Source organism: Streptomyces sp. NPDC006261 (assembly GCF_040613515.1).
GTDB lineage: Bacteria > Actinomycetota > Actinomycetes > Streptomycetales > Streptomycetaceae > Streptomyces.
This window is the reverse complement of sequence record NZ_JBEXSI010000022.1, coordinates 103,474-115,614: the sequence shown is the minus strand read 5'-3', so window position 1 is coordinate 115,614 and position 12,141 is coordinate 103,474. Positions and strand designations below refer to the sequence as shown.

Below are 12,141 nucleotides of genomic sequence, written 5' to 3'. Positions count from 1 at the left end.
CTGAGCGTCAGCAACGCGTTGGCCTACGTCGGCCGGTTCACCACCATGCTCGACAGCATCGGGGATATCACCGAGGAGACTACCGGGTGTAGCTCGTCACTTGCCCAGGTACGCGTTGTAGATCCGCACCGTGGACTTGTTGCCCTTCTTGTCGGTGATGTTGGCGGCGAAGGAGATGGCCTTGCCCTTCGCCGGGTTCTTCACCGTGATCTTGCCCTTCTTCACGGTGACCTTCTTCCAGGTCTTGCCGCCGTTGTAACTGACGTACGTCGCCAGCGACTTGAGGTTCTTCCCGGCGGCCGAACCCTGCACCCTCACCGGCACGGAGATGGTCTTGCCCGCCTTGGCCCGGCCGTCGGTGGTCAGGGCGGGGGTGAAGCGGACGGTGGAGGCCGGGAGCTTCGCGTCCGCCTTCTTGGAGCGGAAGGAGAAGCTGACGTCGACCCGGGTGGAGAGGGCGCCGATCTTCGCGCTGTGCTTCACCGACGAGGTGAGCTTGTAGTCGGCGTTGCCCGCCGGGACCGTGAAGTAGTCCCAGCCCTGGAGCGGGTCCGTGTTCTGGGCGAACTTCTTCCCGTTGCGGTGGAGCACCGTCGAGACCGAGGAGAACTCCGGCGCGCCGTCGTTGCCCTTGCCGTCCGCCAGCAGCGGGACGAAGCCGGCGATCTCGTTGCCGTCGCGGTAGACGCCGTCGTACCCGGTCAGCCGCGGGCCGAAGACCCCGGTGTTCACGGTCTTCGTGTAGGACTTGCCGCCCTTGTAGGCGGCGGGGTGCCCGAGGAAGTAGCCCGCCTCGTAGATCAGGTGGCCCTTTTTGTCCTTGCCGCCGATCTGGGCGAACATCAGGCCCCAACGGGCCTTGTCGCTGGTGGCGACCCGGACCGTACGGACGCCGGGCAGCGCCTGGTAGGCGGGCGCGCCGTACATCCCGTACCCGCCCGGCAGCTCGGCGATGGGGGCGACCTCGCCGGTCTTCTTCTTGACCGCGCCGACGCCCATGGTGAGCTTCACCGTGGCGAACTGACTGGCCTTGTACTTACGGCTGACGCCCGTGGCGAACTGCGTGACCTTGCCGCCGAACGCGATGTTGTAGTCGCCCGCCGCGCCCTTGTTCCAACTGCCGGCCCACCGCTGGGTGAGCGAACCGTCGGTGATCTTCGGGCCGACGTGGGCGGTGCGGAGGGTCCCCTTGCCGCCGACCGCCCAGCCGTAGGTGAGGTCCATCTGCTTGCTCGCGACCGTGTACTCGGTCTGGATGCCGCGGAGCTTGGTCCCCTTCACCGGCAGGGTGACGGTGGCCGGCTTGGTCTTCCGGGCGTCCAGCGTGATCGTCGTGTTCTTCGTGACGCTCAGCTTCGGCTGGACGAGCCAGTCGACGTCCCACTTCTTCTTCGGGTCCGTGACGACGCTGCTGTTCAGCACGTAGGTGCCCTTGGGCACCCGCACCTTGGCCACGCCGCTCTTGAAGACCGAGCCGAACGATACGAACCCGGCGTTGCCCAGGTCCTCCAGCAGGACGTCTCCGGATGCCGGGACCTTGCCCGTACGGCTGATGCCCCTCAGCGTGACGTCGTACGACTCGCGCTCGCGGTCGACCGCGGCCGCGGTGCGGACGCTCTGGCCGTCACCGGTGGCCACGACGTACGCGGAGTACGAGCCGACCTCCGCGCCGCCGAGCCGGGTGTCGGCCGTCAGCGCCACCGCGGCGGTGCCGCCCGCGGGCACGGTGACCTGCGAGGCGCCGAGGGTGAAGAAGCCGGCCGGAGCGGGCTTGCCCTTCGGGCCGGTGCCGGCGACCGTCAGGTCGAGGGTGATGTCCGCGGTGCCCAGGTTGCGGTAGGTGATCTTCTTGGTGACCGGGGTGTCGTCGGTGTGCGGCCACTGCTGCACACCGAGGTTGACCGAGACCTGCTCGCTCACCACGGTCTGGGTGAGCGCCCGGTCCACCGCGATCCGGCCCGTACCCTGCTGGAACGGCGTGTACGCGCCCGGCTTGGTGGAGGACGCCAGCACGCTCTTCAGCTGCTTGTACGTCCACTTGGGGTGCTGCTGCTTGAGCAGCGCCGCGGCGCCCGCGACGTGCGGGGTGGCCATCGACGTACCGTCGATCGTGAGGTAGCCGGCCGGCTTCTCGCCGACCTCCCGGGCGATCTCCGAGTCCTTGGCGGAAGCCGCCGTGATGGCGACGCCGGGGGCCGTGACATCGGGCTTGATGCCGCCGTCGCCCACGCGCGGGCCGCGGCTGGAGAAGCCCGCAAGCTTGTCGTTCACGTCGACCGCGCCGACGGTCAGCGCCGCCTCCGCACTGCCCGGCGAGCCGACCGTGCCCGCGCCGCTGCCCTCATTGCCCGCCGCGATGGCGAACAGGACGCCCTTGGTGGCCGAGAGCTTGTTGACCGCGGCTTCCAGCGCGTCCACCTCGGGGGTGTCCATGCCGCCGAGGCTCAGGTTGACGACGTCGGCGCCCTGGGCGACTGCCCACTCCATCCCGGCCAGGATGCCGGAGTCGTCGCCGTACCCGTCGTCGCCGAGGACCTTGCCCGCCAGGAGCTTGGCGTCCGGGGCCACGCCCTTGAACTTGCCTCCGGACTTGGCGCCGGAGCCCGCGGCCGTCGAGGCGACGTGGGTGCCGTGACCGATGCGGTCCTTGAGGTCGGGCGACCTGGTGAAGTTCTTCGCCGCGACGATCTTGCCCTTGAGGTCGACGTGGGTCCCGTCCACGCCGGTGTCCAGGACCGCGATCTTGACGCCCTTGCCGGTGTAACCGGCCTTCCAGGCGGTCGGCGCCCCGATCTGGGCGACGCTGCGGTCCAGGGCCACCTTGCGCCTGCCGTCCAGCCAGACCCGGTCGATGCCGGCCGCGGTGGTGCGCTGGGCGCCGTCGGCCTGCTCACTGGTGAGCGCCTGCCACAGGTCCGGGGCGTCCGCCTTCGGCGTCGCGACCGACTGCGCGTTCAGCGACGTCAGGCTCCGGCCGATCCGGGTCGAGCCCGCGTCCCGGACCTCCGCCTTCGCCTGGGCGCTCTGCGCGCCCCGGTAGCTGACGATGAGCCGCAGGTCCTTCTTCTGGGCCCGGCGGTTCTCCGGCCGGTTCAGCTCGGTGATGTCGAACAGCCGCCGGTCGAGCTTGCCCGAGGCGATGAGCCGCTGGGCGTCGCCGGGTATGACGAGCGTGCGCCCGTCACGTATCTGCTTGTGCACCGGGATGCCGTCGCGGCCCTCCGCGGGCTGGAAGCCCACGACCCGGCCCTTGGCGTCCACGGACACCCGGTCGCCGGTGATCAGCGTCAACTGGTGCGAGGCCTTGCCCGTGGAACCGGCGGCCGCCTTGGCCACGGCTCCGGGCGAGAACGGCTGGGCGGCGGCGGGCGTGGTCATGCCCGCGGCGAGTGCGACGGCGGCTGCCGCGGCGACAGCCGGGACCCCCACCCTCTTCATGTGTCTGTGCAACTCTCCCCCTGGAGAATGAGGCGGTTCCTGTGAACCGTTCACTCAACCTAGAGGGGAAAATTCGTGAAGAGGTTCGCAAGGGATGTGTACAAGTTGTGAGTTGACTCTCCTCGGGGAGGATCCTGCCCGGGCGGCGATGAGTTTCGGTCACCGGACCGGTCCTTCTGGTGTGGCAGCCATGAATCCGATCGTCCTCGTCGTCACCGGACACGTCACCCGTGACGCCGTACCGGCCCTCTGCACGGAGCTGGAGACCCTGCTGAACGAGCCCCGCAGCGCTGCCCTCGACCCGGCCGCGCCGGTCGATTGCGACGTGGGCGGGGCGGAGCGGCCGGACCTGGCCCTGGTCGAGGTGGTGGCCCGGCTGGCGCTCGTGGCCCGCCGGACCGGGAGGCAGCTGCGGCTGCGCCGGGTGGGGCCCGAACTCCAGGGGCTGCTGGACCTGGTGGGGCTGGCGGACGTGGTCGCCCTGGAGGGATCGGAGGAGCGGGTGCCGGGGCCGTACTGACCGGTCGGGGACGCGGTGCGGCCCCGCGGTGTCCCGCGGGGCCGCACCGAGCGGGTCACTCCCCGGCCGCCACCGCCGGAAGCCGCTCGGGCAGGCCGAACAGCGGGAACCAGCGCTCCACGTCCAGGAAGCAGTGCATCCCCGAGATCGCCCCGTCCCGGACGTCGATGACCTGGACCGCCCACGGCACGAAGCCGGAGCCCTCCGGGTCGGGCTTGTAGTGCGCGAAGCCCGGGGAGCCGTTGGCCGAGACGGGCACCAGCCGGGAGCCCGCGCACGCCGCGCCGATGGTCGTCATGAAGCCCGTGATGTCCGGGGTGCCCTGGAGCCACAGGTCGAACGGCGGCATCGTCATCACCGCGTCCTCGTGGAGCAGCGCGGTCAGTGCGGCCATGTCGTACCCCTCGAACGCCTTCACATAGCGCTCCAGGAGCTTCTGCTGCTCCTCGTCGAGCGGGTCCGCAGCGTCCGGGACCCGGCCCTCGTGCTCGGTCAGGGTGGCGCGGGCCCGCTGAAGGGCGCTGTTGACCGAGGCGACGGTGGTCTCCAGCAGCTCGGCGACCTCGGCGGCCTTCCAGGCGAGCACCTCGCGCAGGATCAGCACGGCACGCTGCTTGGGCGGCAGGTGCTGGAGGGCCGCGACGAACGCCAGGCGCACCGACTCCCGCGCCACGGCGGCCTCCGCCGGGTCCTCGACCGTCGGCAGGATGCGGCCGTCCGGCGCCGGCTCCAGCCAGACGTTCTCCGGCCGGGGACTGAGGGCGGCCTGCGCGAGGGGGGTCGGGCCCGTCAGGTCGACCGGACGGGCCCGCTTGTTGCCCGCGCTCAGCATGTCCAGGCAGACATTCGTGGCGATCCGGTAGAGCCAGGAGCGCAGCGAGGAGCGGCCCTCGAACTTGTCGAAGTTGCGCCAGGCCCGCACCAGGGTGTCCTGCACCGCGTCCTCGGCCTCGAACGCCGAGCCGAGCATCCGGTAGCAGTACCCGGTCAGCTCGGTCCGGTGGCCTTCGAGGCGGGCGTCGACATCCGTGGGGCCCGCGGCATCCGCACCGCCGGCACCCGCCCCCGCGGCCGTCCTCGTGGTCAGATCGCTCATCGCTCCACCCCTGTCGCGCAGCCGCGCCGCGGCATCCGTCACCCGGTAGGTCGGAAGCTACCGCAGGCCACTGACAACAGGGGTGGAAAGGAGCCGACGGGCGAACGCCGGACAGAACGGATCAGGTCCCGGGCTTGCGCCCGTAGACGTACACGTCGTCGCCGTTCTTCAGCAGTTTCCAGTATGCCTTCGCGTCGGCGGGGCGCATGTTCACGCACCCTCCGGAGCCCGGCGGGTTGTACATGGACTTGGTGACCGAGTGGAACGCCTGGCCGCCGTCGAAGAACTGCGAGTGCGGCATCCATACCTTGTAGATCGTCGACCAGTGCTTGATGTTGCGCCAGTAGATCTTCTTCGCGCCGGTCCGGGTCTCCGCGCCGTCACGCCCGGTCCGCACCGGCACCGGGCCGTACTTCAGCTTCTTGCCGTCCTGGATCCAGCTCAGCTGCCGGGTCAGGTCGACGCAGGCGATGCGGCCCTTGCCGGTGGGGCACTTACCGGCCTTGTTCGGGGTCTTCCCGGCCGCCTTCTGGGCGTTCATCGTGTTCATCGTGCGCCAGGTCAGCGGCCCCGCGTAGCCGATGGTGGGGGTGATCCCGTGGGCCTTCTGGAACTTCTGGATCGCCTTGCAGTCGGCGGCCGACTGCTTGCCGTCCACGGGCCGCTTCAGGAACTTCTCGACCTGCTTCTGGTGCGGCCCGGTGGAAGTGGAGCAGGAGGCCGCCTGGGCCGCGGTGCCGGTGCCCAGGACCAGGGCGGGTGCCGCCACAAGCCCGGCCACGGAGAGCGCGACCCCGCGTCGCAGTCGCCCTCCGGATACGTTCGCCATCACTCCCATGTGCCCCAACTCCCCTTCGCCCACAGTGATTTTGTGGTTACGCCTGGTAGACGCGCGAAAGGGAAGGGTGGTTGCACGGGGCAGGTCTCGGTTGCGTCGCGGTCCGGCATGGCCGGAATGACGCCTCCGGAACGAGCCCCCGGAGGGTCACCGCGTCGCCGGCACCAGCGCCCGCCGCTCGGCCCGCGCCACCCGGGTCCCGTACAGCGTGATGGAGACGACGCCGATGACCGCGAACAGGCCCAGTGCCACCGTCGCCGCCCAGCCGCCCGCGTGGAAGGCGACCGCGCCGAGGGTGCCGCCCGCGCTGGAGCCCAGGTAGTACGCCGACTGGTAGAGCGCCGACGCCTGTGCCCGGCCCGTCGTCGCGGTCCGGCTCACCGAGGAGGAGGCGACCGCGTGCCCGGCGAAGAACCCGGCCGTGATCAGCACTAGGCCCAGCAGGACGGCGGCCAGCTGGTCGGCGAGCGAGAGCAGCAGCCCGGCCGTCGTGGTGGAGACCGCCAGGTAGAGCGCGCCCCGGCGGCCGAGGCGGGCCACCAGGCGCCCGGCCGCGGCGGAGGAGACCGTACCGACCAGGTAGACCAGGAAGATCGACCCGACGATGCCCTGCGGCAGCGAGAACGGCTCCTCGGCCAGCCGGTAGCCGATCACCGTGTAGACCGCGCCGAACACCGTCATGAACAGCGCGCCGATCGCGTACAGCCTCACCAGCAGCGGGTTGCCCAGGTGGGTGGCGACGGTCTTCGCCAGTGCCTTCGGGTTCAGCGAACCGGGGGTGAAGTTACGCTCCTTGGGGATCAGGAAGTGGAACGCCACGGCGCACGCCACCGCCAGCAGCCCGACCGCCGCGAGCGCCGCGCGCCAGCCCCACAGCTGGGCGACCCAGCCGGTGAGGATGCGACCGCTCATGCCGCCGATGCTGTTGCCCGCGACGAACAGCCCGATGGCCGCGATCAGCGCCTTGGGCCGGACCTCCTCCGCGAGATACGCCATCGCGGAGGCCGGAAGCCCGGCGAGCGCCGCGCCCTGGATCGCCCGGAGCGCGATCAGCCAGCCGATCGAGGGGGCGAACGGCACCAGCATCCCGACCAGGACCGCGACCGTCAGCGAGGCCGTCATCATCTGCCGCCGCCCGAACCGCTCCGAGAGCGCGCTCAGCGGCAGCACGCAGAGCGCCAGTGCGCCGGTCGCCGCGGAGACCGTCCAGCTCGCCTGGCCGGCGCTCACGCCGTAGGAGGCGGAGATCGCGGGAAGCAGGGCCTGGGTGGAGTAGAGGAGGGCGAAGGCCGCGACACCTGCGGCGAAGAGCGCGAAGCTCATCCGGCGGTAGCCGGGGCGGCCGGGCTCCAGTCGCTCGGCGGCGGGCGCGGCGGCGCGGGAGGTGATGACGGGGGACGACGGGGCAGAGGCATCCACGACGACGGTGGATGCCCCGGTATCGGCGGGAGGCATACGACGAACGTAGGGCCCCACGTTTCATGCGTCCAATGCACGAAACCGCCATAATCGATCCCATGGCGCATCAACGCAGCTCACAGCCTCGGCTGTCACCGAGCAGTTACGAAGAAGACATCCGGGCCGTCCTCGCGCCCCGCCTCGCGTACTTCGAGGCGGTCGCCCGGCACGAGCATGTGACCCGCGCCGCACATGAGCTCGGCGTCCCGCAGTCCACGCTCTCGCGGGCCATGGTCCGGCTCGAAACGGACCTGGGCGTCGCCCTGTTCGCCCGCAAGGGCCGTACCGTCTCGCTCACGCCGGCCGGCCGCACCTTCCTCACCTCTGCCGAACGGGCCCTGGCCGAGGTGGAGAAGGCCGCCGACTCGGTCCGGGCGGACGCCGACCCCACAGCGGGCCGGGTCTCCTTCGGCTTTCTGCACACCATGGGGTCGGAGACCGTACCCGCCCTGATCCGCGGCTTCCGGGCCGACCACCCGAAGGTCCGCTTCCAGCTCGTCCAGAACTACGGCGAGGCGATGATCGAGCGGCTGCGCGCGGGCGGTCTCGACCTCTGCCTCACCTCGCCCGTGCCCGACGCCCCCGACCTGGTCACCCGCCGCCTGGACGAACAGCGCCTGCGTCTGGTGGTCCCCGACGACCACCGACTGGCTTCCCGCCGCCGCATCCGCCTCGCGGAGGCCGCCGACGAGACGTTCGTGACGCTGGAGCCGGGTTACGGGCTGCGCCGGATCACCGACGACCTCTGCACGGAGGCCGGTTTCACCCCACGCGTCGCCTTCGAGGGGGAGGAGGCCGAGACCCTGCGCGGGCTGGTCGCCGCCGGGCTCGGGGTGGCCCTGCTGCCGCCGCCCGCGGTCGCCCGGCCGGGTGTCGTGGAGCTGACGGTCACCGCCCCGCGCGCGGTCCGCGAGATCGGGGTCGCCTGGCTGGACGGCCACCCCGACACCCCGCCGGTCGCCGCCTTCAAGCGGTTCCTCCTCTCGCGGCGGGGGAATCTGCTGCCGGACTGAAGTGCGCCCTGGAACCTGAGAGAAGCCCCGAAGGAAGAGCGGAGAGCAGACCGTTGCCCGCCAAGGACACGAGGAGTGCGTTCGACCGGTACGTCGGGAGATGCGAAGCGGCACCCGTCGCCGCCGTCCAGTTCCTGTACCGATCCGTCCTCGAGCACGCGCGGAGGGGGAGGGAGTCGCCGGCCTACCAGACAGACCTGACCGCCTCGCTCCGGGTGGCCCAGGGGGGAGCCCGGTCCGGAGTGGGCCCGGGAGCGTGCGGCCTGACGCCGTACGCGCTCCGCTCCGTAAGCATCAGGCGTTCAGTGCCGCAGCGACCGCCCGAACCCGGCGGCCAGCGGCATCCGCAGCCCCAGCGGCGGTGGTGCGGCCAGCGCGTCCTTCACCGGCCGGGCGTAGGACCGGGCGAAGAGCGAACCCCGGACGAAGTCGGCGGCCAGCGCCACCACTTCGGAGCGGTGCTGGCGCAGCGCGTGCCCGTCCGAGTGGACCTCGAAGCGGCAGGTGTCCCGGTTGGACTTCTTCGCCCGCTCGGCCAGCCGGTACGACAGCTCCGGGTCGGTGCGCTCGTCGTCGGTGCCGTGCACGATCAGCACCCGCCGCCCCACGAGCTGCTTCACCGGCTCCGGTTCGGCGGCGGCGTGCTCCGGCAGCCAGGGGGCCATCGCCAGGACCGAGGTGACCGCCCCGTGACCGGCGGCCCGCAGCGCCGCCCGCCCGCCCATCCCGTGGCCGACCAGGCACACGGGCACGTCCCCGTACCGCCGCTGGACCTCGTCGGCCGCCCAGGCGGCGTCCTCGGCCGGGTGCGCGTCGGTGTCGTTCCAGCCGCGGCAGCGGTAGCGCAGGACGTGCACCGCCAGCCCGTCGCCCTCCCCGGCGCGCGCCAGCGCACGGGCGAACGGCAGCTGGACCGCGTACGACAGGGGGGAGGGGCGGCGCCGTGAGTCGGCCTCGCCGTCAGGGAGCAGCAGGACCACGCCGCTGACCTCGTAGGGTGCTCCGGCCGTCGAAACGGCCCGTCCCAGCCTCGCAGCAGGCAGGGGGAGTGCGCGCTGTGCCATGACAGAACAGTCTCAGAAGGGCAGGTGTACTCCACCCGACTTTCCGGTCACTGTTACGCATCGACGGAAGGCGCCACCCAGCGCTCTACGCGCGTAGGCGCTAGAGTGCCCAGATGACGAGCCAGACCCTGAATGTCCCTGATTCCGACCAGATCCGGCGCGCCCCCAAGGTGCTGCTCCACGACCACCTCGACGGCGGCCTGCGGCCGGGCACGATCATCGAGCTGGCCCGCGCGCAGGGCTACGACTCCCTCCCCGAGACCGAGGCCGACAAGCTCGGCGTCTGGTTCCGCGAGGCCGCCGACTCCGGTTCGCTGCCGCGGTATCTGGAGACCTTCGCCCACACCTGCGCCGTCATGCAGACCCGCGACGCGCTCTTCCGGGTGGCCGCTGAGTGCGCCGAGGACCTCGCCGAGGACGGCGTCGTCTACGCCGAGATCCGGTACGCCCCCGAGCAGCACCTTGAGGGCGGCCTGACCCTCGAAGAGGTCGTCGAGGCGGTCAACGCGGGCTTCCGTGAGGGCGAGCGCATCGCCCGGGCCAACGGCCACCGCATCCGCGTCGGCGCCCTGCTCACCGCCATGCGGCACGCGGCCCGCGCGCTGGAGATCGCCGAGCTGGCCAACAGCTACCGCGACCAGGGCGTCGTCGGCTTCGACATCGCGGGCGCCGAGGCCGGCTTCCCTCCCACCCGCCACCTCGACGCTTTCGAGTACCTCAAGCGGGAGAACAACCACTTCACGATCCACGCGGGCGAGGCCTTCGGCCTGCCCTCGATCTGGCAGGCCCTGCAGTGGTGCGGCGCCGACCGGCTCGGCCACGGGGTGCGGATCATCGACGACATCGAGGTCGCCGACGACGGCTCGGTCACCCTCGGCCGCCTCGCCTCCTACGTACGCGACAAGCGCATCCCGCTGGAGATGTGCCCGACGTCCAACCTGCAGACCGGCGCGGCCACCTCGTACGCGGAGCACCCGATCGGGCTGCTGCGGAAGCTGCATTTCCGCGTCACCGTGAACACGGACAACCGCCTCATGAGCGGGACGAGCATGAGCCGGGAATTCGAGCTGTTGACCGAGGCGTTCGGATACACGCTCGACGACATGCAGTGGTTCACCGTCAATGCGATGAAATCAGCTTTCATTCCTTTCGACGAACGTCTGGCGATGATCAATGAGGTCGTCAAGCCTGGTTATGCCGAGCTGAAATCCGAGTGGCTTTTCCGGCAGACCGCTGTGACCAGTGGTTCTGCTGCTCCCGCGAGCTGACGTTCGGGATATGGAAGATGGCCGGGAATCGAATTCCCGGCCATTTTTCGCGTGTCGGGATGTTTGCGGACGGGGTGGCGGCATGACTACCGTGCAGAGCCGCTCACATCCCCTTCCCCAAGGATGAATTCTTCATGAAGAAGACCGCTGCCAAGACTCTCGGTGTCGCCGCTATCGGCGCCGCTTTCGCCGCGGCCGCTGCCGGGAGCGCCTCCGCCGCCCCCTCGCTGCCGCTCGACACCGTGGCCGGTGCGCTCCCCGTCTCCACCATGGCGCTGGAGAGCGTCGCCACGGCGGCCCAGAACGCGCCGGTCCAGGAGACCGTCGGCAAGGTCCTCGGCGGCGACGCCACCGACGCCGCCGCCCCGGTCACCGGCCTGCTCGGCGGACTGCCCACCCAGGGACTGACCGCCAACGGCATTCCGCTCGGCGGCTGACCGCACCCGCACAGGGACGACCGTGGGGCGCACACCCTGGATCGGGGTGTGCGCCCCACTGTGCTGAGCTGTGCTGCGCCGTGCGTACGCCGACACCGCACCCTGTCGTGTCGCCTGCCGCGTCACCAGGCCGTCGCGGACGAGGAGGACTTCTCCGAGGGCAGCAGCGCCCACAGGGCCAGATAGATCAGGAACTGCGGGCCGGGCAGCAGGCACGAGACGACGAAGATGACGCGCATCGTGCCGGCCGAGGTGCCGAAGCGCCGTGCCAGCCCCGCGCACACGCCGCCGATCATGCGGCCTTCAGTGGGGCGGACCAGTGCGGCCATGGTGGGCTCCTTCGCGAACGGTAGCGGTGGGAGCGGCTCTGTTCGGCTCCCGGTATATCCATGGTGCGCCCGCGAAGAGGGACAAAGCATCGCTCTACGGGGCGATGCCGACCCTGGTAATCGTCGGGGTCGGACCCCCAGGGGCCTCGTCCCTGAGACGGGTCTCCCGCCGGTACCGGGGCAGATCCCGTACGCCCGGCACTCCGCGGCGGCGCAGCCGCGCCCGGCACACCGGGACGACCAGCAGATGGGCCAGGACCACACCGCTGGTGTTCAGCAGCACCGAGTCGATGTCGACCACCTGGCCCGGCACCCCGGTCTGGCCCAGCTCGATGGCGAGCGAGATCAGCGCCCCGGCCGCCACCGTCCGCAGCAGCGACACCCAGGGGGAGACGAAGATCCGGCCCCCGGCCATCGGCAGCAGCACCCCGAGTGGGGCCAGCAGGAGCAGCGCCCCGCCGATCCGGCGCACGGCCTCGACCGGGCCCAGCGCGAGGTCGGCCCTGATCGTGGCGAGCGGCTCGAAGTTGGCGGCCGTGATCCAGGGCACGTCCAGCGGGCGCAGCGTCAGCCACCCGACGAGCAGCAGGTGTGCGAGGAGGAGAGTGACCCCCGCCGCGCGGAAGTGGATGACGGCCTGACCGTCCGGACCTTGACGCACGTCCACCAAGACGCCGCGA

The 12,141-nt window shown here is 71.0% G+C and carries 11 protein-coding genes; 4 read left to right on the top strand and 7 right to left on the bottom strand.

What is annotated here, in order from left to right:
• Positions 1–96 precede the first annotated feature (96 nt).
• A complete protein-coding gene (locus ABZ154_RS16980; protein WP_356833286.1) occupies positions 97–3,438 on the bottom strand; it encodes a S8 family serine peptidase in 3,342 nt (1,113 codons plus the stop codon).
• A gap of 148 nt (positions 3,439–3,586) precedes the next feature.
• Here ABZ154_RS16980 and ABZ154_RS16975 point away from each other — a divergent pair, with 148 nt between their 5' ends.
• Positions 3,587–3,958: an STAS domain-containing protein gene (locus ABZ154_RS16975; RefSeq protein WP_356833304.1), complete on the top strand. Its 372-nt coding sequence runs from the start codon at positions 3,587–3,589 to the stop codon at positions 3,956–3,958.
• Positions 3,959–4,013: 55 nt separating this feature from the next.
• Here ABZ154_RS16975 and ABZ154_RS16970 read toward each other — a convergent pair whose 3' ends face one another.
• The 3 genes from ABZ154_RS16970 to ABZ154_RS16960 form a co-directional block, all read right to left on the bottom strand.
• Positions 4,014–5,054, bottom strand: coding sequence for a sigma-70 family RNA polymerase sigma factor (locus tag ABZ154_RS16970; RefSeq protein WP_356833284.1), 1,041 nt, complete (start codon positions 5,052–5,054; stop codon positions 4,014–4,016).
• Between the two features lie 121 nt (positions 5,055–5,175).
• Positions 5,176–5,892: a L,D-transpeptidase gene (locus ABZ154_RS16965; protein WP_356833282.1), complete on the bottom strand. Its 717-nt coding sequence runs from the start codon at positions 5,890–5,892 to the stop codon at positions 5,176–5,178.
• 147 nt (positions 5,893–6,039) lie between these two features.
• Positions 6,040–7,347 (bottom strand): MFS transporter, encoded by a 1,308-nt coding sequence (locus tag ABZ154_RS16960; protein WP_356833280.1) that lies wholly within the window; start codon positions 7,345–7,347, stop codon positions 6,040–6,042.
• A 62-nt stretch (positions 7,348–7,409) separates the two neighbouring features.
• Between ABZ154_RS16960 and ABZ154_RS16955 the strand changes: the two genes are divergently transcribed.
• Positions 7,410–8,363, top strand: coding sequence for a LysR family transcriptional regulator (locus ABZ154_RS16955; protein WP_356833278.1), 954 nt, complete (start codon positions 7,410–7,412; stop codon positions 8,361–8,363).
• Positions 8,364–8,665: 302 nt separating this feature from the next.
• On the opposite strand, the gene ABZ154_RS16950 is transcribed toward ABZ154_RS16955, so the two are convergent.
• Positions 8,666–9,427 (bottom strand): dienelactone hydrolase family protein, encoded by a 762-nt coding sequence (locus ABZ154_RS16950; RefSeq protein ID WP_356833276.1) that lies wholly within the window; start codon positions 9,425–9,427, stop codon positions 8,666–8,668.
• A 113-nt stretch (positions 9,428–9,540) separates the two neighbouring features.
• On the opposite strand from ABZ154_RS16950, the gene ABZ154_RS16945 reads away from it, so the two are divergent.
• Together ABZ154_RS16945 and ABZ154_RS16940 are read left to right on the top strand one after the other, a co-directional pair.
• Positions 9,541–10,695: an adenosine deaminase gene (locus tag ABZ154_RS16945; RefSeq protein ID WP_356833274.1), complete on the top strand. Its 1,155-nt coding sequence runs from the start codon at positions 9,541–9,543 to the stop codon at positions 10,693–10,695.
• A gap of 134 nt (positions 10,696–10,829) precedes the next feature.
• On the top strand, positions 10,830–11,132 hold the full coding sequence (locus ABZ154_RS16940) for a hypothetical protein (RefSeq protein WP_356833272.1): 303 nt from the start codon (positions 10,830–10,832) through the stop codon (positions 11,130–11,132).
• 122 nt (positions 11,133–11,254) lie between these two features.
• Here ABZ154_RS16940 and ABZ154_RS16935 read toward each other — a convergent pair whose 3' ends face one another.
• Complete coding sequence (locus ABZ154_RS16935) at positions 11,255–11,461, bottom strand: PspC domain-containing protein (protein ID WP_073879056.1); 207 nt, start codon at positions 11,459–11,461, stop codon at positions 11,255–11,257.
• A gap of 94 nt (positions 11,462–11,555) precedes the next feature.
• On the bottom strand, positions 11,556–12,128 hold the full coding sequence (locus ABZ154_RS16930; protein ID WP_356833270.1) for a VanZ family protein: 573 nt from the start codon (positions 12,126–12,128) through the stop codon (positions 11,556–11,558).
• Positions 12,129–12,141 lie beyond the last annotated feature (13 nt).